The sequence below is a fragment of the Polynucleobacter tropicus genome (genome assembly GCF_013307225.1).
Taxonomy (GTDB): domain Bacteria; phylum Pseudomonadota; class Gammaproteobacteria; order Burkholderiales; family Burkholderiaceae; genus Polynucleobacter; species Polynucleobacter tropicus.
The window spans coordinates 507645-528566 of record NZ_CP028942.1 but is presented as its reverse complement, the minus strand read 5'-3'; the positions used below and the strand labels follow the sequence as shown (position 1 = coordinate 528566).

Here is a 20922-nt window from a genome sequence, read left to right as displayed (position 1 = left end):
CCAAAGGGCGTATGATCTAAATCATATGGACCTGTACATACCCGATCTTCTAAAGAACCTTCTTCCAAAAGAGCTATTAAGCGAGTGCCACAGTCGCTCATTTAATAAAGGTGATCATCTTTTTCACCAAGGGAAAAAGCCGGATTACATGTTCTTCATCGTTTCAGGCGAGGTTATTTTGACAAGGGCAAATAAACACGGCGAACCTATCACCCTACAAAGATGTAAGGGTGGGTTTGTAAGTGAAGCCAGTCTGCTAACCGATGTTTATCACTGTGATGCCATTGCGACCCACTCTGGGTTGTCCATCACTTTACCAATTCATTCATTGAGAAAGGCGCTAATGGATAGCAACTTCTCATTGAAGTGGGTTCAATTGCTCAGTAAAGAAATCATGCGCCTGCGAACGCAGTCTGAGCGTCTAGGTATGAAAGACATCAAAAGTAAACTTATTCATCTTATTGAAACTGATGGCAAAGCGGGCACCCTTCACCTGCAATCGGATTTGAAATCTATGGCATCAGAAATTGGCGTAACGCATGAAGCACTCTACCGTGCCATCTCCACTCTAGAAAAAGAAGGTCTCTTAGTTAGACACCCAGATTCACTAGAACTAATTCGGAATTAAGTTCATCAAATAATTGAATGTGTTTCAACGCCTTTATGGGTGTTGGCTGACTTCTTCTTATTTTAAATAGGAATAATTCTCATTTGTGGTATATTAATGATAACGATTCTCATTAATATTAAGTGTAGCAATATGAAAACCACAAAATTAGGCGCTAAAAGCCTACTTTTCTTCGCCCTAGTCTTAGCAACCCTATTCCACTTCTCCATGGCTCAGGCAGGTGAAGGCAATTTCGGCTGGATCTACACGCTCGATCTTCAACCCAAGGGAAAAGCAGAATTTGAGCAACGTCTACAGTTAAATCAGGGACAGGCAACTGGAACATATCAGTCTTGGTATTCGAGAACAGAAATTGAATATGGCGTTACCGACGACTTTCAACTCGCTGGTTATTTAAACGCCTATAAAGTCACTGCCAAAAATAATTACCTGAACCCAGATTTATGTGGTGCTACGCCATGTACGGCTGGTGCTGGAGTTCCGCAATGGGTAACCTCCTCTGGCGCCTCTAGCTATAGTCAAACAGGATTAGATGGTGGATCGCTTGAAGCCATTTACAGAATTGCCGACCCAATCACTTCTCCCATTGGTGTTGGTGTGTACTTCGAACCTACCGTAGGTCGCAATGCAAATGCGCTCGAGTACCGACTGCTCTTGCAATCAAACTTTATCGATGATCGATTAATACTGGCCGCAAATATAGTCGCTGAACAAGAACAACTGAAATCCAATGGTTTCTTATTACAAGAATCTCAAGTCGATCTTCTTGTGGGCGCAAGCTATCGCTTTATACCCAAGCTCTCAGCAGGCCTTGAGGCTCGTTTCCATAATGACTTTTACGGCTATATGTGGCAAAGCCCTACGCAAAATGCCATCTTTGTAGGCCCTAATGTCCACTATGCAGAAAAGGATTGGTGGGTAACAGTAGCTTGGCGCTATCAACTACCTGGCGGCACATGTCACAACACTGGTGCGGGCGATTGTTGGGGCAACCGTGTCTGGGATGGCCACACCAAAAATGAATTCATTGTCAAAGTGGGATTCCCACTGAACTAAGGTTCATCCAATTTTATTCCTGGAGAAATGTCATGGAAATTCAGAATCTACTGATTGGTGCGATGACCTATCTATTGAAGTTTCAAACTACACAATGTCCTACCGCAAGAGAAAGAGCGTTGATGATGTTTGACGCCTTATCCAATGCGAAATCTAGCAATAAAGAAATACAAACGCTTTGTTATGAGGCGAATGAATTCTTGTCACATTAATAAAGATCAATCCTATGAAATGGAATCCCAATCCGCTTATTGCAATCACAGGCATTACTCTAGTGGGCGCACCCATCTATGCACACGCAAAGATTTACGTCTCCGCCGAACAAGCGCAGAAATTGATCTTTCCTAATAAGCAATTTACCAAATACCCCATCGTATTAAGCGAGGATATCCAGGACAAAATGCAATCAGCCTCCAGTGTGAGACACCCTTTTAAAGGCGACAGAACCTGGAAAGCAGCCGATGGAAGCTATTTCATCGTAGATGAAGTGGTTGGCAAACATGAAATGATTACTTACGCAGTTGGCATTGCCCCAAACGGCACAGTGCAAGGCATCGAGATTATGGAATATGTTGAGTCATATGGTTACGAAGTAGCTGAAGATAGTTGGCGCAAGCAATTTGTTGGCAAAACTGCGGAAGATCCTTTGAAACTCAAGAAGGATATTCAGAATATTTCTGGTGCAACCCTCTCTTGCAAGCACTTAACTGATGGCGTCAAGAGAGTAATGGTGATGTACGAATTAGCATTGAAACCTAAGTCCAAATGATTCGTTGCAAACCACTCTTGGGGACTTATGTTGAGATCTCCGCCGATACTGATAAAGCGATTGATCAGGCATTTGCAGCTATTCAATTAATTCAAGACTTAATGGTGTTTCATAACCCTAATAGCGAACTATCCCAAATCAATGCTCGTGCTCACTTAGAGCAAATTAAAGTGCATGAGTGGACTTATCAAGTTCTTCACATCGCCAAGGAATTATGTGAAAGCACAAATGGCATATTTGACTGTGGCGTTGGCAGAAAGTTAGTTGACTCCGGTTTACTGCCAAAGCACTCCGAACGCGTGGGTATATCCTGCGATAGCATCATGGATCTCGTGCTCACTGAGCCGAATCTAGTCTCTTCAATTACCCCGCTTACCCTAGATCTTGGTGGTATTGCCAAAGGATTTGCTGTCGACAAAGCAGTCGAGGCGCTACAAGAATGCGGAGTTACAACTGGCTATGTAAATGCTGGCGGTGATTTACGGGTTTTTGGAAATACCTCTCAGAAAATTCAAGTACGCAACCCTAGCAATCCCAGTGAATTAATTTCGCTGGGGTCACTCGAGAATGGCGCTATGGCTAGTAGTGGACTCTACTACCGCGATAACTCCAGACCCAATCAAGGGCATATCGTTAACCCCCAAACGATGGAGCAAATTGAATTTACCGAGTCTTATACAGTCATTGCACCTGAATGCATTTATGCAGATGCCCTAACAAAGGTCTTTGCTATTAGCAAAGATAATGCCCACCCCTGTTTTCAGAAGCATTCAGCGCAAGCTATTGGGATTGCTCTATGAAGAAACATGGCTTAGGTAAGATGCCAAACTGGCAACGTTGGTTCACGATTAGCGTTCTATGCGTTTGCTCCTTATCAGGCATCGCTTTTTTACTCGGCCATGAGTTTCACATTTCACGCGCGCTGCTTGGCGATAGAACAGTGCTCATCATGCATGGCGTTTCTGCGGCAATTGCTTTAATTGCATTTGGTACAGTACTGCCCTTTCATATCAAGGCCGGCCTTAAGGCCAAGAAAAATCTGATCAGCGGAATCTCACAGCTAATTTTCTTGGCAATTCTGATTATTACGGCAATGCTCCTTTACTACGGCCCAGAAGAACTTCATCAAGGTAGTGGAATAACGCACTGGACTCTGGGATTAATCTTCTTCGCAATCTTTATCTTCCATGGAATTACTAGGTCAATTGGGGCTTCGACCCCATCCTCATCTCCTTAGACAACAAATAACACTCTGAGTAATAATTGGGTAATGAGCATGCATTCCCTTCCGCCATCCAAATTACCTGTTTGGTTGGCGCCTCTCAGAATTCCAGTTTTTCGAGCACTCTGGACCACATGGCTAGTAGCCAATGTGTGCATGTATACCAACGATGTTGCTGCCGCCTGGATGATGACATCCTTAACGAACTCGGCAACCTTGATTGCCCTAGTTCAAACTGCGGCCAACTTACCTGTCCTTCTATTTGGTCTACCTAGCGGAGCCCTTGCCGATATTCTGAATCGTAAGCATTTCCTCGTGTTTACACAAGCCTGGCTTGCCATCAATGCCACTCTATTGTTTTTGTCTTCGGTGTTTAATCTCCTAGACCCAATCTTTTTACTACTGCTGACATTTATTAATGGGGTTGGCCTAGCAATGCGTTGGCCTGTATATGCAGCGATTGTTCCTGATCTGGTTCCTCGCGACACCCTTCACTTGGCTCTAGGCTTAAATTCCATCGCCATGAATGCTTCACGCATTCTGGGGCCTTTGATTGCTGGATTCATCATCGCAGGCATTGGTACGGAGTATGTATTTGCGCTGAATATGGTTTTGTCTTTAGCCATGAGCGTCATTGTCTTGCGCTGGAAGAATGAGAGTTACATCTCAACCTTACCAGGCGAACGATTCTTTGGCGCCATGCGCGTCGGTGCGCAATATATTCGCCAATCAAAACCGATGCGCTCGATTTTGATTCGTTCGTTCTTGTTTTACATGCAATCCTCTAGCTTGCTAGCCCTGCTGCCGGTGATCGCAAAGTCTCATTTCAATGGCGATGCGAATACTTTTACCCTACTGCTTTCTTGCCTTGGTTTTGGAGCAATTGTCATTGGGTCACAACTGCATTACTTAAGGGATAAATTCACACCACAACAAATGGCGAGCTATGGAATTATTTTTCTTTCTATCAGCTCCGCAGGTGTGGTTCTAGCACCCAACCTTTGGTATGCGGCACCCATCATGATATTGAGTGGTATGTCGTGGTTTAGTGTTGGCAATACCTTAAGTACTTCATCACAACTCTCATTGCCAAACTGGATTCGCGCGCGTGGCATGTCCTTCTACCAAATGAGTCTTATGGGAGGTAGCGCATTAGGGGCATTCGTTTGGGGCAAGATCACCAACTCCACCGATGTAACTACAGGTGTTATCGCCAGCGCTATTTTTGGCATCATCGCCTTGCTATTAATACGCAAGCATCGCATTCATGGACACGAAGCAGAAGATCTGAGTCCAGTATGTCCGATTGAGCGCCCTCACCCCTCTAGAGATATAGATCTCGATGAAGGCCCCGTCATGATCTCTGTCGAATATCAAATTCATCATGAACAGGCAGAGCTTTTCAGAAAACTAATGGGGAAAACAAGACGCTCGCGATTAAAGCAAGGGGCGCTCTCATGGAGCTTGTTTGAAGATGCCGAGCACGCTGGAAAATTTCTGGAATATTTTGTCTTTGAAACTTGGGCAGATTACCTAAGGCGATTTGATCGATTCACGGCTGATGACTTAGCCATGCAAGAAGAGCGCCACCGCTTTCATATTGACTCTAGTCCACCCAAGTTGACTAGACGTATTGCTGCTCAATTGAAGCAATAAAAAAACCTCCACCGTTTCGGGTGAAGGTTTTTAGCTCCACCGCAGATGTTTATCTGCTTTTATCTGAGCTCATCTTCTAAAGCCACCCATGCGCTCGCCACCACCCTCACGCTCGCCACCAAATCTCTCCGGTTCACGCTGAGGCTCACGAGTATTTTCACGTGGAGCTTCCCGCTCATTGCGATTGCCACCCGATCTTGAAGGATCTCTATTTGGTTCACGGTTTTCCGCGCCACTGCGCTCACCACTTAAACCATTCTTATTGAGATTCTGTTGAAGCTGTTGTCGTTCTTGATTGCGCTCCTGATTAGAGGCTTGACCACTCAACTTGCCATACTTATTCTGTAAAGCAGAGTTTGAGTAAGGCACATTGCCGCGATGCTGAGGATTGAATTGCCACTTATCTCCAGAGGCAAATGAGCCTGCACGGTAGTTTCCATTTGCAGTCGTTCTATTGAAGTTGTTAAATGTGTTGTTGTTGACGGTAATAGAACCGCCGCCACCCCAGTGCATGCCACCAAACATGGCTGCACCTACTGCCATGCCAACACCAAATGAGAGCAAAGCTGTACCCGCTACATATCCAGGAGGATAGTAAGGAGGTGGCGGCGGATAAGCCGGGTAAGGCCATGGACCATAAACCACTGAGGGGTTATAAGTTGGCACATAAACCACTTGTGGATTTGCAGGCTGAATAATGATCGTCTGACCAGAAGTACTAACTGTTTGTTGCGGTGTGGAGCTTAGGTTACCCGCTTGCTTTGCTTTTGTGCGCATTGCTTGGATAGCAGCCATGACATCAGACTGCTGAGACAAAACCGCATCGCCCAACTTTTGTGTCCAACTGAGATCTGAGCCCATCATTTGCAAGGCTTGTGGAAAGCTCACTAAAGATTTAACGCTCGGATCCCAAGACTGAGATTGCAAAGCATTATCTAACGCAGAACCTGTCAAACGAGAATTTTGTTTCTGCCAAGTGGCAGCTTCGCCTACTTCCAAAGGATAAGTAGAGGCCATCAATATTTGCGACACCAAAGGATCTGGATACAAAGCAATTGGCGCCACCAGGGCGCTTAATTGCTGTTGGGAAAGAGGCGCATTGCTTTGGCTAGCAGGTTGCGCAAATACATAAGTAGGCGACATTGGCGCCATTACTGCAATTGAAAGCAATGAGGCTAACAAACGCGGGGCTAACTGTTTTTTTGATGGTTTCATACTATCCCTAATAAATTCGGTGAGAAGCAATCGATAAAGCGTTGGTTTTTTGTTGCTACAAACCCTGCTCGTGATAAGATTTTAACCACACTTTATAGAGGAAAATCCATGAAAAAACTCTCATTTACCCTAGCAGCCGCTTCAGCTATTTGTGCTGCCGCACTCACATTCAACGCTAACGCTGATCAAAAGATTCCTGTATTAAGCGCACAAGAATTGGTTAACCACTGCAAATTACCAGCTAGTCCAGACTCTCGCAGCTACTGCATTGGCTACACTACCGCAATTTACGACACCTATTTGGCTACTCGTCATCCACAACGTGCAAAGAACACAATTTGCGTAAAGCAACCAGCGCCAAAGCGTGATGAAGTGATTGCGGATTACGTTCAGTTTATTTCACAGACAGCTCCAATGTTGGCAAATGATCCAGCTGCTGGCACATTCCTGAGCTTCCTGTCTATGCGCTTCCCTTGCGCCAAGAAGTAATCTCTAAATAAATTACCTTATTACCTAAACGGAATACGATCATGAAAAAAATTATTGCAATCACAGCTGCTACCGTAGCCATTGCTGGCTGCTCCAATATGAGCAATACAGAACAACGCACTTTGTCTGGCGCTTCAATTGGCGCGGTTGCAGGTGGCGTTGGCGCGGCGATTTTCCATGGCAACCCAATTTGGGGCGCAGTTGGTGGCGCAGCGGTTGGCGCAGCTTCAGGCTATGCTTATGACGCTTACAAAAAGAATCAAGCTTCTGAATACAACGCTGGTTACAACGCTGGCAAGAATTCTGGTAACTAAGCAATACTCGCCAATAGAGGCGATAAAAAAGCCAACCGAAAGGTTGGCTTTTTTGCTTTCTGACTCCTACTTTTAGATAGCAGCCTTACTTAATGAAACGAATCTTTTCATTAATCTTGCTGAGAATTGGACCCTTCTTAGCATTGAAGACTTTTTTGTTTTCTTCAATCAAGTTCTTGCCTTTTGTATCAATCGAGATGATTAAGGGGCCAAACTCTTTTACACGGTTTACCCATAGAGTTTCAGGCATTCCCAAATCTTTCCATTGGGCATCCTCAATCTTTTCCACCTTAGTTGCAGCCAACACGGCGCAACCGCCTGGGAAAATTGCGTGTACGGCTTTATTCTCCGCGCAGCCCTCTTGAGTCTCAATGCCCATGCCGCCTTTACCGACAATTAACTTCACGCCAGTTTGTTTGATAAATTCTTTTTCAAACTTTTCCATGCGCATGGAGGTAGTTGGTCCAATCGATACCATCTCGTATTCGCCATCTTCTTTCTGGCGAACAATTGGTCCCGCATGAAATATCGCGCCACCCTTTAGGTTTACAGGCAGTTCACGACCCAGTTCAATTAAACGACGGTGCGCCACATCTCGACATGTCACTAATGTACCCGTGAGATAGACCACATCACCAATATTGAGAGCCTCTAAATCTTCGTCTTTAATAGGCGTTTGTAGAATCTTCTTCACAGCTTGAATCCTTCATGAGAAATGACTTCATAAGACATATCGGCATTAATCTTGATCTTGCCGCGACGGTGTGCCCAACAGCCTGTAGATACCGCCACTCCGATCGTAGATGGATGACGCGCTGAGGATTCAATATTGACACCCATCACGCTGTTTGCGCCAGTTAATCCTTGTGGCCCAAGTCCTAGCTCATTTAAACCTTCAGTCAGCAACTCTTCCATCATCGCCGCATTCTCATTCGGGTGACTAGATGTCACTGGACGCAAGATTGCTTTCTTGGAGAGACGCGCTGCGGTTTCTGCCGAAGTAGATACACCCACTCCAACCAACAATGGAGGACATGCATTCACACCTCGCGAGGTGATGACATCAAATACAAACTCCGCTACACCCTCATATCCTTGACCTGGCATTAATACCTTTGCAGCACCAGGCAAAGTGCAGCCACCGCCCGCCATATAGACATCTACGATGCAGTAATCAGCACCAGGAATAATTTCCCAATCCAACCATGGAATCTTTGATCCTGTATTAGTTCCGGTATTTTTCTCGTCAAAGGTTTCCACTGCGTTGTGACGCAATGGGCCTTCTTTAGTAGCGCCCTTAGTGGCATTGAGCAAAATATCTTCTAATTCACCCAAAAGTGGAAAGTTTGAGCCCGCTTGTAAGAAGTACTGAATGACGCCAGTATCCTGGCAACTCGGGCGATCCAGCTTGTCTGCCAGCTCTTGGTTTTCACGCATGGAATCGAAAACTTCTTTTGCTAAGAAGTTCACTTCCTTGCTGCGTAACTCCCCTAATTTCGTTGTGACATCCGTCGGCAGTCGCTTGCCAATATAGGATGTGAACTTGGACAGCACCTGAGTAATGCCAGCTACCGCCGCTTCTTTATCCACTGCTGAAGTTTGTTTATTCACGAACCACTCCTTTTTGTGAATACTTTTAATTATTGAACCGTTTTCATGGTTTTATGTCTCAATAGCAAGCTTATCAGTAAGTTTAGAAAGATGCCTAAGCTAGCGTACATATGGGCTTTGGAACTTGTTCGGACCTCTTTGGTTGGGCGCTGACCCACCCAATCCAATCCCTCCCTAGGGGATAACCCAGTGTTTTTGAATTTGAGGGAAAGTTTCAATGTAAGCTTTCCAAAACTATTACAAAAACTAGGAGACAACATGAAATACCTTATCGGTATCGCATTGCTATTTATTTCTAGCCTGATCTTTGCGCAAGCAAAAGTGAATCCAACGGATCCACAACCAACTTGCTATATGTGTCCCGGCACGTTCATACCAGTTGATGAACTAAATGCGTACACCAAAAAAGCAATTCAAGAAGGCCATATTGATCAACAAGTTCGTGATATTGATATTGGCAAAGCACGAGTAGGCATTGGCATGGTCTATCGCGGCAAACTAGATGCACCAAACCCAGACTCTGTTGCCGAACATGATCAAATCAGCGAGGTCTATCACATTATCTCTGGATCAGGCACGCTCGTGCTCGGTCCTGACATCACCAATCGTCAACGTAGACCTGCTACCCAGAGAACCGTTGTTGAATTTAATGGTCCAGGAAACAATAGCAGCGAAATTCAAAATGGCATATCAAGAAAACTTCAGCCTGGTGATGTTGTGGTTATTCCAGCAGGAACTGGTCACTGGTTTACTGAGATTCCAGATCACATCAACTACCTCATGATTCGCTTTGACCCAGATAAGGTGACGCCACTCAAGAGCGAAGCACAGTCATTGAATTACCTATCAAAACCCGCCAGCCGATAAGGAGAATGGCATGAAACGTATTGCTCATTGCATTGCTGTATTTGCTTTCTTATTCACTGGATTCTCTGCTCTTGCTCAAAATACTCCGGCATCTAAAGCTCCACAGTACAAAGTGGATGCATCATGGCCAAAAGCTTTGCCAAATAATTGGATCTTAGGCCAGGTTGCTGGTGTCGCTACAGACAAAAATGATCACATCTGGATTATTCATCGCCCTGGAACAATTACCGATGATGAAAAAGGGGCGACATTAAATCCCAAAAGATCAAAGTGCTGCGTACCAGCACCACCTGTTTTGGAATTTGATAAACAAGGTAATTTATTACAGGCATGGGGCGGTCCTGGTTCTGGATATAACTGGCCCAAAAATGAACATGGCATTTATATAGATCCAAATGGCTATGTTTGGCTCGGGGGCAACGATCAATCCGATCACATGATTTTGAAATTTACCCAGCAAGGTAAATTCCTGCTACAAATTGGATCACCTGGTGCAAGCTTAGGTAGTAATGACACCACTCAATTGGGTCGTCCTGCGCACATGAACGTAGACCCTGTAGCTAATGAAATTTATATTGCTGATGGCTATCTAAATAAACGCGTCATTGTCTTTGATTCCAATACTGGCGCCTACAAACGACATTGGGGCGCCTATGGAAATGTACCTAGCGATGAAAAAATGGCGAACTTTAATCCAAGCTCTTCTCAGTTCGCGAATCCTGTACATTGTGTTCGCCTGATGAAGGACAACACCTTATTTGTCTGCGATCGCGCCAACAATCGTATTCAGGTATTTGAAAAAAATGGCAAGTTCATTCGTGAGATGGCTTTTGAAACTGAAACTAAGGGTTCGGGATCAGTATGGGATCTCATTCCATCCGATGCTAGTCAGAAATACATTCTGATTGCCGACGGCACAAATAATGAAGTCACTGTGCTAGTTCGTGAGACCGGGCAAAAAGTAGGTTCATTTGGCAGAAATGGTCGTAATGCCGGTCAATTTCATTGGGTGCACAACATCGCCGTTGATTCGGATGGCAGCGTCTACACCACTGAAGTGGATACTGGTAAACGCGCCCAGAAATTTGTAAGAACTCAATAAATGAACTTCACTCATGAAATATTTTCTCTTATGCCTCAGTACCCTTTTTTTCTCTGCACCAGCCATGGCACAGCTTGAAGTCATCATCTCGGGAGGCTTTAGTGGGCCTTACAAGCAAATGCTTCCCGAGTTTGAGAAGACTACTGGCATTAAGGTAGTTACCAAGTCAGGTGCATCGCAAGGCTCAGGATCCAAGACCATTAAAGCTCAATTGGCGACGGGAGTCACTGCTGACGTGGTGATTCTGTCTCGAGAGGGTCTCGCCGAACTAGTGGAACAAAAAAGAATTCTTGCGGGCTCCGATGTGGATTTAGCGCAAGCGCCACTCGGACTTGCAATACCCTCTGGCAACCCAAGGCCCAACATCTCCACCGTTAAGAGCTTTACGGACAGCTTAGTACAGGCAAAGAAGATTGTTGTGCCTGGTAGCACGAGTGGAATTTATTTAGTTCAAGATGTATTTCCTCGGCTTGGCGTTGCGAACAAAATCTCTGTTCAAGTGACAGAGCGTGGATCTGATGCCACAGCAATACTGGCTGCTAAAAACGCAAACATTGCCGTTCAACCAAGTAGCGAGTTAGTCAATATTCCTGGGGTGGATTATGTTGGGCCTATCCCAGACAGCCTACAACTCATTCAAACTTTCGCAGCCGCGATTGTTGTTGGATCACCGCATGAATCAGAGGCAAAGAAATTAATTGATTACTTAAGCTCAAAAAATGCCATAGAATCCATTAAAAATGGTGGCATGAACCCCGTACGCTAAACGAAAGGATATTTATGAATCAGCGACGCTCATTTCTAAAGACTTCAGGAAAAGCTCTAGGGGGCCTATTTTTTTGTGGCTGCGGCTTTGCTCATGCGAGTGACTCCAAAGAAGTATTTCCAAAACGGGTAACACCAGTATTTATTAACGGCAAACGAATAAAAACAATTGATGTGCATGCGCATTGCATGTTTCAAGATGCGATTGATTTGATGGGCGAGGATGCAAAATCCGTTCCTCCACCAACTAAAGGAGTGCCAGAACACTTTATTAAGATTAATGAACGCATACGCGCCATGGAAGAACAAGGTATCGATATGCAGGTATTGAGCATTAATCCCTATTGGTATCGCAAGGATAAAGAAACCTCCGCGGAAATTTGCCGCCTTAATAATTTACATTTAGCCGAGCTTTGCGCCCTGCGTCCTGATAAATTTGCCGCTTTTGCATCCCTTAGCATGCAGTATCCAGATCTTGCTGTAGAGCAACTAGAGTACGCAGTGAAACAACAAGGCCTTCGTGGCGCAGCAATTGGCGGTAGCGTATTAGGCCAGGACTTTTCGGATCCCAAATTCCATCCGGTTCTCGCTAAAGCTCAAGAGCTGAATGTGACGCTATTTATCCACCCTCAAAGCACGCCACAATTAGCGCAGCGCTTTAAAGGAAATGGCTGGATGTCCAATGTGATTGGCAACCCACTGGACACTACAATCGCCTTGCAACACCTCATTTATGAAGGGGTATTAGATAAATATCCACAGCTAAAGATCTTGGCTGCACATGGTGGAGGTTTTCTAGGGTCTTATGCTCCTCGCATGGATCACAGCTGCTTTGTTTCCCCGCAAAATTGCGATCCCAATATTGTTTTGAAAAAGAAACCTTCTGAATACCTAAAGCAACTGTACTTTGATTCTCTGGTATTTACTCCAGAGGCTCTGGCTTATTTGGTATCGCAGGTGGGTGCAAGCCAAGTGGTAATCGGTACTGATCACCCTATTCCATGGGAAGAATTTCCAGTTGAGCGCGTCATGGCAACTAAAGGATTAAGCAATGCCGATCGCATTGGAATTCTTGGTGGTAATGCTGCAAGATTATTGAATCTAAAAACGTAATTTACGTTTAAGGTCAATTACTCCAGCTGAATATTATTTTCTTTAATTACTTTTGCCCATTTTGCCGACTCCTGCCCAAGGAATGCGCCAAATTGGGCTGATGAGCTTGCGACGATCTCATTACCCTGCTCTGCCATTCGAGCTTGTACAGTAGGATTTTTTAAGGCCTGACTAAATGCAGCATTAATCTTTTCAACTATCGGGGTAGGTGTACCAGCAGGAACTAATACTCCAACCCAAGAACTAACATCAAAGTTTGTTAAACCCTGCTCACTTGCAGTGGCAACCTGAGGTAACGCAGGTGTACGCTTTTTGCCTAATACCGCTAGAGCCTTTAAGTTGCCACCTTTAATCTGGGGAACGGTGATCACCGCGCCCAATATAGTGATATCTGTCTCGCCTGCAATCGTTGCGGTTAAGGCTGGTCCCCCGCCTTTATAAGGCACATGCGTCATATCGATACCTAAATTACTCTTGAGTAATTCAGCGGCAAGATGGCCAGAGCTACCAGCTCCTCCACTGGAATAATTGATACCCCCGGATTTCGTTTTGGAAAGATCAGCCAATTCACGTAAATTATTAGCAGGCAACTTATTGCCAGCCACCACCAACAAGGGGATTTTTACCAGCTCGGTAACTGGGGTGAGGTCCTTAAATGAATCAAAAGGAAGATTTTTATAAACGTGAGGATTTACGGCAAAAGTGTCATACACCATCAAAATGGTGTATCCATCTGGTGGTGATTTAGCGACAAAGTTACTTCCAATTGTGCCACCAGCCCCAGGCTTGCTTTCAATAATAATGGGCTGCCCCAAAGCATCTTGCAAAGCAGGAGCAAGCAATCTAGCCATAGTATCAACAGCGCCACCAGCCGCTAAGGGATTAATAATTTTGATAGGCCTATTGGGATAATTGCTCGACTCTTTAACGTTTTGAGCAAGTACAGCACTATTCACACAACCCAAAAAAATAAGCGCTCCGAATAATTTCAATTTTTTGTAATTCATATTAATCCGCCTTTATATTGCCATCTTTAACAATTTTGCTTAAACGTTGCATTTCTTTTTGGAAATACGCATTACTCTCCGCCACTGTAGACAAGTTCATCACCTCACCTCCATCACCTACCAATTTCTCTTTAAAAGCACTGGAGGAAACCACTGTCTCTACCGCTTTACCTAACTTAGCCAAGATAGGTTGTGGCACTCCCGCTGGAGCCCACAGTGCATACACGATTGACATTTCATAACCCTTTAATCCTCCGGCTTCTTCAATTGTCGGCACATCAGGAAGCAACTTTGATCGAGTGGATCCCGTAACGCCAAGTGGAATTAACTTTCCCGCTCTCACATGGGGCAATGCCAATCCAAATGCAGAGAAACTCAGAGGAGTTTGGCCGCTCAATGTATCCGTTATAGCTGGTGCTCCCCCTTTGTATGGGATATGCGTCATCTTGATACCGGCCTGATTTGTAAATAGCGCCCCGGCAAGATGGCTTGCGCTTCCATTACCAAATGTGGCATACGATAAAGAATCTGGCTCTTTTTTTGCCAAGGAAATCAATTCGGAAACAGTCTTTGCGCTCAGACTTGGATTAGCAACTAACAACATAGGCACTGAAGCCACTACTGCAATTGGAACAATATCTTTTTCTGTTGAATATGGAGTCTTGCCATACATCGCGGGATTTATCGCATGCGAAGTAATAGATTGAAACATCAAGGCATAGCCATCCGGCGCTGACTTCGCTACTGCATCAGCTCCGATCATTCCATTAGCACCACCTCGGTTTTCTACAACCACTTGTTGACCAAGAATCGTCCCGAGCTGACCTGCAAGCGTGCGGCCTAAAGTATCTGCAAAGCCCCCTACCGGCCAGGTAATGATTAATTTAATGGGTCTATTGGGATACGCATCAGTCTGGGCCAAGCCAAGTGAGCTAAAGCACAACATTGAGGTAATGAAACAAGCTTGAATGAATCTTCTATTTAAAACAGTCCACATATTGAACCCCTTATTTCCAATTCAAAATTAACCAATCACCTTTTTCTCTCTCAAGGCAACTAATTCCTCAGGCGTCAAACCAAGATACTGCTTCAGAATCACATCTGTATGCTCTCCAAGTTGTGGAGGAGCGTTTTTCACTGTATTTTTTGTGCCATGCAACTTTAATGGCGATGCTAATGATTGAAATTCACCAATTTTTGGATGCTTCATATTCAAGATCATGCGTCTAGCATTGGTTTGCCCTTGTGCCAAAGCTTGACTTACCGTATTTACTTTTCCAATTGGAATTCCAATCGCTCTGCAACTCGCAATGAGCTCAGCACTTGTGTAAGTCAGGATCACTTCTTGTAATAACTGATCAATGAGGGCTCTATTCTTTACTCGTGCGGCATTTGTAATCAATCGCTCATCTTCAGCCCACTCTGGATGCCCCAATAATGTTGATAACTTGGCGAATTGCTTGTCATTGCCAACTGCCAGAGCAATCATTCCATCAATACAGCTATAGGTGGTGTAAGGAACAATCGTTGGGTGCCCGTTTCCATAACGACCCGCCTCTTTTCCAGTAGCTAGATGGCTATTTCCAACGTTAGCGAGTAGCGTAATTGAGGTATCAAAAAGTGAAACCTCTACAAATTGACCTTTACCTGTTCTGTAGCGCGCGAGAAGAGCTGCTTGAATCGCATTCGCAGCCATCATTCCTGTTGCTAAGTCAACTATGGCAACTCCATACTTAGTTGGCTCGCCATTAGTCGGACCAGAGATGCCCATCAAACCGGATTCCGCTTGCAAAATAAAATCGTACCCAGGAAGATCCGACTGCGGCCCATCAGATCCATAGCCAGTAATCGAGCAGCGCACAATTTTTGGCGCATGCTTTTCGAACCAACCCTTATCAAACCCCCACTTCTCAAGAGTTCCATTCTTGAAGTTTTCAATGAGCACATCAAATTGAGGAATGAGTTTTGCAAGCAAGCCTTTTCCAGACTCACTGGAGAAATCAATCGCAATGCCTTGTTTATTTCGGTTGCAGCCCAAGAAGTATGCGGACTCCCCCTCCAAAAAAGGAGGGCCCCAGGCCCGCGTATCATCGCCCCCATGCGGTGATTCCACTTTAATCACCTCCGCCCCAAGATCGCCGAGGAGCTGGCCACACCAGGGGCCAGCTAGAACTCGACTGAGATCCAGCACCTTGAGACCACTTAAAGCACCGTCATCTTCGACATGATGTCTAGATGCAGGATTTCTATTAAGGCTCATGGGCTTAGACTCAATCACGCATGTCGGGCGGCGCGTTTAGATTTTTTCTAAACCCATCCAAGTACTCCTCAAGCGCTGCTTTATTTTTAAGTCTGAATTTCTGGAAATCTGGTTTGCGCCCCTCTAAAAAAGCGTTCATACCTTCTAAGCTCTCCTCTGATCCCCATACATATGCAAGCAACTCCATACCATGTTGCCATGATGCATATAACTGGTCAGATTCAAAATTGAGACTCTTCTTGGTCATGCGAATAGTTTGCGAACTATTACTCTTGATGTTTTCACACCAAGCCAATGTTTCCTTGAGTAAATCCGCCTCAGGAACGCACTTATTGATCAGGCCGATGCTTTCTGCCTCTTTAGCCTCAAAACGTTTAGCCAAGAAGATCATTTCACGCGCAATGCGCTCACCAACAATTCTTGGCAGATATTGTGTAGCCCCTACAGTCGGACATGCGCCAACTTTTGCACCAGTTTGCCCGAATACTGATTTCTCTGAACCAATCACCAAGTCACACCATAAAGCTAACTCATGACCGCCGCCAACACACCATCCGTTTACCATCGCGATTACCGGGATTGGAACACCACGAATAGCCATTGCTAATCCAAGCATACGATCATTCCACATCGAACCATTTGTGAAGGTAAGGCGCTTCATTGCATAAAAATCTCCGCCCGCAGAAAAGGCTTTGTCGCCAGCTCCAGTGAAGACAATACATGCAATTGACGGGTCCTCGCGGGTGAGCTTAACCGCGTCAATCATCTCATCGAGCGTTTGCTCTCTAAATGCATTGAGAACTCTTGGACGATTGATGGTAATCCATGCAACCTGATCCTTAACCTCAAACAAAATGTCCTTGTACGGCTTTTCTGGTTTGATGCTCATGATGTCTCCATTTAATTAATTATTGGTTTTTATATCATTTAAGCGAAACTCTTGAATAAATAATACCTATAAATTCAAAATCCAATTTAAAAATTTTTGCAAATATACGGACAAGTTGGCTCTCAGTTATCTCGCTATTTTCGTAGCTAATATGGAAGATATTCAATCCACCCAAGTAGTAAATTCTTCTGCAGCAACACGCGGGGTGCGGAAGGTGTTAACGATATCGGCTTTATCGGCATGCCCAAGTGCCATTCCACATACCAGCATCTCATTCTCTTTGGCGCCGATCATTGGCAGAATAATTTTTGCGTAGGTATTCCAGGCAGCTTGAGGACAGGTATCCAAACCCTCTCCTTTGGCTGCAATCATGAAGTTCTGCAAGAACATTCCGTAGTCAAGCATAGATCCCCTACCAAGCTCTTTATCAATCGTAAAGAAGATACCTACTGGTGCGCCAAAGAATTGAAAGTTTTTACGGTGCTGTGCGTGCATCTTATCTTTATCACCCTTGGTAATACCAAGTAAGCCATATAAACCCCAACCGTTTTCACGGCGGCGATCAATATATGGGCTAAACCATTTACTTGGATAGTAGTCATAAGCCTCTTGATATTCTTTTGCCAACTCTGGGTTGTTGGCGATGTTGTCATAAGCTGCACAAACTTGATCACATAGCGTTTGTAACTTTTGACCTTCGAGAACATATGCTTTCCATGGCTGGGTGTTTGTACCTGATGGTGCGCGAGCTGAGAGATTGAGCAGTTTCAAAATTTGTTCGTGTAAAACCGCTTCTTTTGTAAATGCCCGCACCGACATACGCTGTTCAATTGCCTCGGCTACAGAATTCATTTTTCCCTCTTTTTTGAAAACATCGATTCGGATATGGTATTTTGATTCTTTACCAATAAGTCATTCCCTATTTTTAACATGATTAACATCCACAGACCCCGTCGCTCAGTTCTGTATATGCCAGGCGCCAATACTCGCGCCCTAGAAAAGGCGAAGACCTTGGCGGCAGACTCCCTAATCTTGGATTTAGAAGATGCTGTCGCTCCTGATGCAAAGGTGGCTGCAAGAGCCAATATTCTTGCTGCACTTGAAACGGGTTTTGGTCATCGTGAGGCCGTTGTTAGAATCAATGGCTTAAACACACCTTGGGGGGCAGACGATTTAAGTGCGTTCGCCAATTCAAAAGCAGATGCCATTGTTCTCCCTAAAGTAGAGTCGGCAAGTCAAATTCAGGAAGTGGCTACGATGCTCGATAAAGCAGGCGCTAGATCTGATCTCACTATTTGGGCCATGATTGAAACGCCAATGGCTATTTTTAAATTACAAGAAATTGCGAGCGCGCACCCCAAGCTAGAAGCACTTGTATTGGGCACCTCCGATCTCGTTAAAGATTTGCATGCAAGACATACCCCATCCCGTGTAGAAACACTAACTGCCCTCTCGCTCTCAGTATTGGTTGCTAGAGCATATGGTTTATGTGTGTTAGATGGAGTACATCTCTCTTTGGATGATGAAGAAGGTTTGCGACTATCTTGCATACAAGGAAGAGATATGGGCTTTGATGGCAAAACCTTAATTCATCCAAAACAGATAGAACTTGCTAATGAATTTTTTGGCCCATCACCCCTAGAGATTACTGAAGCACAAGAGCGAATCGCGGCTTATGATGCAGCTATTCAGGCTGGCGCTGGAATTGCCGTACTCAACGGCAAGTTAATTGAAGAGCTACATATTCAGGATGCGAAGCGGATCCTAGCTTTGGCGAAAGCCATTGAATCATTCGCATCCAATTAATGATCTAAATCGAAACTTTGTATCAGGCTCGCAAGCTTTACCAGAGGCTCGAATGCGTGCGTACGACTATTCTCAACATCGAGGCTTTCCCAATTAAATTCTAGGGAAAAATGGGCTGATTCAATAATCAACTCATAGCTTGAGGATGCCTTATTGCTTGGATCTGCCGACATTTCTTCGCTCACCGGCACCGCGATAGATTCAATTGTCTCGATTAAGCGCTTTGTTTCAGAGTCTGTGAGATCTCGACTATGCAATACATCATCCGTGCGCTTCACTGATAGCTTAGAGACTCCATCAATCGTAATCTCATATTGATTTAATCCCAGATCAAACCAAACCGTTAATTCAATCGCAATAGGATAGGTTTTCATTTAGTCGACTTCGTCAGCATGGGGTTCATCAAAATGCTCTTTGTGGGGTTTTAATTTGGCCGCCAACTGCGTCCATTTACTTTGCTGAGTTCGATAAGCGCAATCTTCAGCATGGTTTTCAAGTAGTCCAAAAATAATGGTTGTTGGAATCTTGCAGTGCGCACATCGATAAGCGTGCTGGTGCTCCTCAATTTTTTCCTGTGGGTAATCAATATAGAAGGGCTTCATCTAAAACCTCCAACTGGCAGATCGTTTAGAACATATTACACCCCCTATGCATGCCATAAACCAAGCCATCCCTAGTGAAAGTGCGGATGGGATTTATCCCTCATTTGATTAGACTGACTCGATCTCTTTATCTTTCTAAATATAAGACCAAATATGACCTGGGTAGGCTTAGCAGTCTTCATTTTTCTAGGGGCGCTCCTGAAGAGCCCACCATCGATCTTTTCCAAACCTCCACTATCGTTTCTCGCAGTTGCGGCCATCCTCTTTTTGGCTATCGCCTGGAATGTATCCCCCACATTGCCAGGACAAGCTCCGGGTAAATTCTATGGGCTTATCTTCCACTTCTATGGTGCCGCGCTGCTGACAGCTATGTTTGGGCCAGCGATTGCACTCACTATTTTGCTCCCCGTCGCCTTCTTGGGTATCTTTGTACTCCAAGGGGGAATGATTGAGGCAGCGCAACATTATTTGATGGTTTGCGTTCTACCCACCTTTTTTGCTTATCTAACTATTCAAGTAATTCAAAAATATATTCCCAAGCATTTGTTTGTTCTGATTCTAGGAAATGGCTATGTCGCCGCCTTTCTGAGCGTCATCCTATCGGGAATAGTTCTGCTGATTGGTAAAATGCTATTTGCCAGCACAGGTACACATATCGATCTTGAGGGTTGGTTACTGGGGTTGATTATTATCGCCTTCATGGAAGGCTCTTTGTCTGGCATGCTCTTGGCAATCTTCTTGATCTACAGGCCAAATTGGGTATCGACCTACAATGAATCAGCCTATATGAACCATTAATCATCTACCAAAACTATGCTCCCTTGTATCGAAATTGAAACCGCCCCCAATCCCAGTGCCGCAGTCATTTGGATACACGGACTTGGGGCCGATGGCAATGATTTTGTGCCCATCATTCCAGAACTCCAGCTGACAGGTTGTCCTGGCATTCGATTTGTTTTTCCGAGTGCACCTAGCATGCCGGTAACAGTAAATGGTGGTTATGTCATGCCAGCTTGGTACGACATCATTGGCAGAAATCTCATGGATCGCGAAGATGCGGATGGTATTTTGCGATCAGCAGCAGCAATTACAGAGCTGATTAAACACCAGTACAGCAGAGGTATCGCCTATGACAATATTGTCTTAGCTGGATTTTCTCAAGGCTGCGCCATGGCATTGCATATTGGCCTGCGCTTCCCCCACAAACTCGCGGGCATCATTGCCCTATCAGGCTACCTACCATTAGCAATGACATTGCATCTTGAAAAACATTCCGCCAACTCTAAAACCCCTATCTTTATGGCGCATGGGGAATTCGATCAAGTGGTCATTCCTGAGCGCGCCCAAGCTTCTTGCGCTGTATTGGAAAAATTGGGTTATGAGGTAGATTGGAATGAATACCCGATGGAGCACTCCGTCAATCGCGAAGAGCTAATAGACATCTCTCGCTTCTTGCAAAGAGTATTGATAAAACCCTCTAGCTAAATAGGTAAAAAATAAAGGGCTCTATGAGCCCTTTTTGAATGAGGCCCAAGCCCCATCCATACAGTT

At 44.8% G+C, this 20922-nt stretch carries 26 protein-coding genes; 16 read left to right on the top strand and 10 right to left on the bottom strand.

What is annotated here, in order from left to right:
* Positions 1-25 precede the first annotated feature (25 nt).
* From DCO17_RS02810 to DCO17_RS02780, 7 genes are all read left to right on the top strand, one after another.
* Positions 26-628, top strand: a complete 603-nt coding sequence (locus tag DCO17_RS02810) for a Crp/Fnr family transcriptional regulator (RefSeq protein WP_173955291.1) — start codon at positions 26-28, stop codon at positions 626-628.
* 132 nt (positions 629-760) lie between these two features.
* Positions 761-1684 carry a DUF6662 family protein gene (locus tag DCO17_RS02805; protein WP_173955290.1) on the top strand — a complete coding sequence of 308 codons (924 nt, stop codon included), beginning with the start codon at positions 761-763 and terminating at the stop codon, positions 1682-1684.
* A 32-nt stretch (positions 1685-1716) separates the two neighbouring features.
* Complete coding sequence (locus DCO17_RS02800) at positions 1717-1896, top strand: hypothetical protein (protein ID WP_173955289.1); 180 nt, start codon at positions 1717-1719, stop codon at positions 1894-1896.
* A gap of 14 nt (positions 1897-1910) precedes the next feature.
* A complete protein-coding gene (locus DCO17_RS02795) occupies positions 1911-2453 on the top strand; it encodes an FMN-binding protein (protein ID WP_173955288.1) in 543 nt (180 codons plus the stop codon).
* Positions 2450-3253, top strand: coding sequence for an FAD:protein FMN transferase (locus tag DCO17_RS02790; protein WP_173955287.1), 804 nt, complete (start codon positions 2450-2452; stop codon positions 3251-3253). The genes DCO17_RS02795 and DCO17_RS02790 overlap by 4 nt, the downstream gene beginning before the upstream one ends.
* Positions 3250-3690 carry a hypothetical protein gene (locus tag DCO17_RS02785; protein ID WP_173955286.1) on the top strand — a complete coding sequence of 147 codons (441 nt, stop codon included), beginning with the start codon at positions 3250-3252 and terminating at the stop codon, positions 3688-3690. The genes DCO17_RS02790 and DCO17_RS02785 overlap by 4 nt, the downstream gene beginning before the upstream one ends.
* Positions 3691-3723: 33 nt before the next feature.
* Positions 3724-5331, top strand: a complete 1608-nt coding sequence (locus DCO17_RS02780) for an MFS transporter (RefSeq protein ID WP_254598804.1) — start codon at positions 3724-3726, stop codon at positions 5329-5331.
* Between the two features lie 69 nt (positions 5332-5400).
* Here the strand turns inward: DCO17_RS02780 and DCO17_RS02775 are convergent, their stop codons facing one another.
* Positions 5401-6546, bottom strand: a complete 1146-nt coding sequence (locus DCO17_RS02775) for a DUF3300 domain-containing protein (RefSeq protein ID WP_173955285.1) — start codon at positions 6544-6546, stop codon at positions 5401-5403.
* Between the two features lie 108 nt (positions 6547-6654).
* On the opposite strand from DCO17_RS02775, the gene DCO17_RS02770 reads away from it, so the two are divergent.
* Both DCO17_RS02770 and DCO17_RS02765 read left to right on the top strand, forming a co-directional pair.
* Complete coding sequence (locus DCO17_RS02770; RefSeq protein ID WP_173955284.1) at positions 6655-7035, top strand: Rap1a/Tai family immunity protein; 381 nt, start codon at positions 6655-6657, stop codon at positions 7033-7035.
* A 41-nt stretch (positions 7036-7076) separates the two neighbouring features.
* A complete protein-coding gene (locus tag DCO17_RS02765; protein ID WP_173955283.1) occupies positions 7077-7349 on the top strand; it encodes a YMGG-like glycine zipper-containing protein in 273 nt (90 codons plus the stop codon).
* A gap of 85 nt (positions 7350-7434) precedes the next feature.
* On the opposite strand, the gene ttdB is transcribed toward DCO17_RS02765, so the two are convergent.
* Positions 7435-8043, bottom strand: coding sequence for a L(+)-tartrate dehydratase subunit beta (gene ttdB, locus DCO17_RS02760; protein WP_173955282.1), 609 nt, complete (start codon positions 8041-8043; stop codon positions 7435-7437).
* Complete coding sequence (ttdA, locus tag DCO17_RS02755; RefSeq protein ID WP_173956681.1) at positions 8040-8939, bottom strand: L(+)-tartrate dehydratase subunit alpha; 900 nt, start codon at positions 8937-8939, stop codon at positions 8040-8042. Before ttdA ends, ttdB begins: the two co-directional genes overlap by 4 nt.
* Positions 8940-9218: 279 nt before the next feature.
* Here ttdA and DCO17_RS02750 point away from each other — a divergent pair, with 279 nt between their 5' ends.
* From DCO17_RS02750 to DCO17_RS02735, 4 genes are read left to right on the top strand one after another with little or no spacing between them, the layout of a single operon-like run.
* The gene (locus tag DCO17_RS02750) at positions 9219-9827 is read left to right on the top strand and encodes a cupin domain-containing protein (RefSeq protein WP_173955281.1); all 609 of its coding nucleotides are present in this window, start codon (positions 9219-9221) and stop codon (positions 9825-9827) included.
* 10 nt (positions 9828-9837) lie between these two features.
* Entirely contained in the window at positions 9838-10929 is a 1092-nt protein-coding gene (locus DCO17_RS02745; RefSeq protein ID WP_173955280.1) for an NHL repeat-containing protein, read from the top strand.
* Between the two features lie 13 nt (positions 10930-10942).
* A complete protein-coding gene (locus DCO17_RS02740) occupies positions 10943-11695 on the top strand; it encodes a molybdate ABC transporter substrate-binding protein (RefSeq protein WP_173955279.1) in 753 nt (250 codons plus the stop codon).
* Positions 11696-11709: 14 nt separating this feature from the next.
* Positions 11710-12807: an amidohydrolase family protein gene (locus DCO17_RS02735; protein ID WP_173955278.1), complete on the top strand. Its 1098-nt coding sequence runs from the start codon at positions 11710-11712 to the stop codon at positions 12805-12807.
* Between the two features lie 17 nt (positions 12808-12824).
* Here DCO17_RS02735 and DCO17_RS02730 read toward each other — a convergent pair whose 3' ends face one another.
* The 5 genes from DCO17_RS02730 to DCO17_RS02710 form a co-directional block, all read right to left on the bottom strand.
* A complete protein-coding gene (locus DCO17_RS02730; protein ID WP_173955277.1) occupies positions 12825-13814 on the bottom strand; it encodes a tripartite tricarboxylate transporter substrate binding protein in 990 nt (329 codons plus the stop codon).
* 1 nt (position 13815) lies between these two features.
* On the bottom strand, positions 13816-14811 hold the full coding sequence (locus DCO17_RS02725; protein ID WP_173955276.1) for a Bug family tripartite tricarboxylate transporter substrate binding protein: 996 nt from the start codon (positions 14809-14811) through the stop codon (positions 13816-13818).
* A gap of 27 nt (positions 14812-14838) precedes the next feature.
* A complete protein-coding gene (locus DCO17_RS02720) occupies positions 14839-16074 on the bottom strand; it encodes a CaiB/BaiF CoA transferase family protein (protein WP_173955275.1) in 1236 nt (411 codons plus the stop codon).
* Between the two features lie 10 nt (positions 16075-16084).
* The gene (locus DCO17_RS02715; RefSeq protein ID WP_173955274.1) at positions 16085-16963 is read right to left on the bottom strand and encodes an enoyl-CoA hydratase-related protein; all 879 of its coding nucleotides are present in this window, start codon (positions 16961-16963) and stop codon (positions 16085-16087) included.
* Positions 16964-17125: 162 nt separating this feature from the next.
* Positions 17126-17815 (bottom strand): nitroreductase, encoded by a 690-nt coding sequence (locus DCO17_RS02710; protein ID WP_173955273.1) that lies wholly within the window; start codon positions 17813-17815, stop codon positions 17126-17128.
* 78 nt (positions 17816-17893) lie between these two features.
* Here DCO17_RS02710 and DCO17_RS02705 point away from each other — a divergent pair, with 78 nt between their 5' ends.
* Complete coding sequence (locus DCO17_RS02705; RefSeq protein ID WP_173955272.1) at positions 17894-18769, top strand: HpcH/HpaI aldolase/citrate lyase family protein; 876 nt, start codon at positions 17894-17896, stop codon at positions 18767-18769.
* Here DCO17_RS02705 and DCO17_RS02700 read toward each other — a convergent pair.
* On the bottom strand, positions 18766-19143 hold the full coding sequence (locus DCO17_RS02700) for a hypothetical protein (RefSeq protein ID WP_173955271.1): 378 nt from the start codon (positions 19141-19143) through the stop codon (positions 18766-18768). The genes DCO17_RS02705 and DCO17_RS02700 overlap by 4 nt on opposite strands.
* Complete coding sequence (locus DCO17_RS02695) at positions 19144-19371, bottom strand: hypothetical protein (RefSeq protein ID WP_173955270.1); 228 nt, start codon at positions 19369-19371, stop codon at positions 19144-19146.
* A gap of 153 nt (positions 19372-19524) precedes the next feature.
* Here DCO17_RS02695 and DCO17_RS02690 point away from each other — a divergent pair, with 153 nt between their 5' ends.
* Complete coding sequence (locus DCO17_RS02690; protein ID WP_173955269.1) at positions 19525-20169, top strand: energy-coupling factor ABC transporter permease; 645 nt, start codon at positions 19525-19527, stop codon at positions 20167-20169.
* Between the two features lie 15 nt (positions 20170-20184).
* Positions 20185-20856 (top strand): alpha/beta hydrolase, encoded by a 672-nt coding sequence (locus DCO17_RS02685; RefSeq protein ID WP_173955268.1) that lies wholly within the window; start codon positions 20185-20187, stop codon positions 20854-20856.
* Positions 20857-20922: the final 66 nt, after the last annotated feature.

Coding starts and splice junctions, on each gene's coding strand:
- DCO17_RS02790 (WP_173955287.1), top strand. CDS start 2,450: ATGATTCGTTGCAAACCACTCTTGGGGACTTATGTTGAGATCTCCGCC.
- DCO17_RS02710 (WP_173955273.1), bottom strand. CDS start 17,815: ATGAATTCTGTAGCCGAGGCAATTGAACAGCGTATGTCGGTGCGGGCA.
- DCO17_RS02715 (WP_173955274.1), bottom strand. CDS start 16,963: ATGAGCATCAAACCAGAAAAGCCGTACAAGGACATTTTGTTTGAGGTT.
- DCO17_RS02750 (WP_173955281.1), top strand. CDS start 9,219: ATGAAATACCTTATCGGTATCGCATTGCTATTTATTTCTAGCCTGATC.
- DCO17_RS02740 (WP_173955279.1), top strand. CDS start 10,943: ATGAAATATTTTCTCTTATGCCTCAGTACCCTTTTTTTCTCTGCACCA.
- DCO17_RS02795 (WP_173955288.1), top strand. CDS start 1,911: ATGAAATGGAATCCCAATCCGCTTATTGCAATCACAGGCATTACTCTA.
- DCO17_RS02780 (WP_254598804.1), top strand. CDS start 3,724: ATGAGCATGCATTCCCTTCCGCCATCCAAATTACCTGTTTGGTTGGCG.
- DCO17_RS02735 (WP_173955278.1), top strand. CDS start 11,710: ATGAATCAGCGACGCTCATTTCTAAAGACTTCAGGAAAAGCTCTAGGG.
- DCO17_RS02810 (WP_173955291.1), top strand. CDS start 26: ATGGACCTGTACATACCCGATCTTCTAAAGAACCTTCTTCCAAAAGAG.
- DCO17_RS02805 (WP_173955290.1), top strand. CDS start 761: ATGAAAACCACAAAATTAGGCGCTAAAAGCCTACTTTTCTTCGCCCTA.
- DCO17_RS02765 (WP_173955283.1), top strand. CDS start 7,077: ATGAAAAAAATTATTGCAATCACAGCTGCTACCGTAGCCATTGCTGGC.
- DCO17_RS02700 (WP_173955271.1), bottom strand. CDS start 19,143: ATGAAAACCTATCCTATTGCGATTGAATTAACGGTTTGGTTTGATCTG.
- DCO17_RS02775 (WP_173955285.1), bottom strand. CDS start 6,546: ATGAAACCATCAAAAAAACAGTTAGCCCCGCGTTTGTTAGCCTCATTG.
- DCO17_RS02685 (WP_173955268.1), top strand. CDS start 20,185: ATGCTCCCTTGTATCGAAATTGAAACCGCCCCCAATCCCAGTGCCGCA.
- DCO17_RS02725 (WP_173955276.1), bottom strand. CDS start 14,811: ATGTGGACTGTTTTAAATAGAAGATTCATTCAAGCTTGTTTCATTACC.
- DCO17_RS02690 (WP_173955269.1), top strand. CDS start 19,525: ATGACCTGGGTAGGCTTAGCAGTCTTCATTTTTCTAGGGGCGCTCCTG.
- DCO17_RS02730 (WP_173955277.1), bottom strand. CDS start 13,814: ATGAATTACAAAAAATTGAAATTATTCGGAGCGCTTATTTTTTTGGGT.
- DCO17_RS02705 (WP_173955272.1), top strand. CDS start 17,894: ATGATTAACATCCACAGACCCCGTCGCTCAGTTCTGTATATGCCAGGC.
- DCO17_RS02720 (WP_173955275.1), bottom strand. CDS start 16,074: ATGAGCCTTAATAGAAATCCTGCATCTAGACATCATGTCGAAGATGAC.
- DCO17_RS02800 (WP_173955289.1), top strand. CDS start 1,717: ATGGAAATTCAGAATCTACTGATTGGTGCGATGACCTATCTATTGAAG.
- DCO17_RS02695 (WP_173955270.1), bottom strand. CDS start 19,371: ATGAAGCCCTTCTATATTGATTACCCACAGGAAAAAATTGAGGAGCAC.
- DCO17_RS02785 (WP_173955286.1), top strand. CDS start 3,250: ATGAAGAAACATGGCTTAGGTAAGATGCCAAACTGGCAACGTTGGTTC.
- DCO17_RS02770 (WP_173955284.1), top strand. CDS start 6,655: ATGAAAAAACTCTCATTTACCCTAGCAGCCGCTTCAGCTATTTGTGCT.
- DCO17_RS02745 (WP_173955280.1), top strand. CDS start 9,838: ATGAAACGTATTGCTCATTGCATTGCTGTATTTGCTTTCTTATTCACT.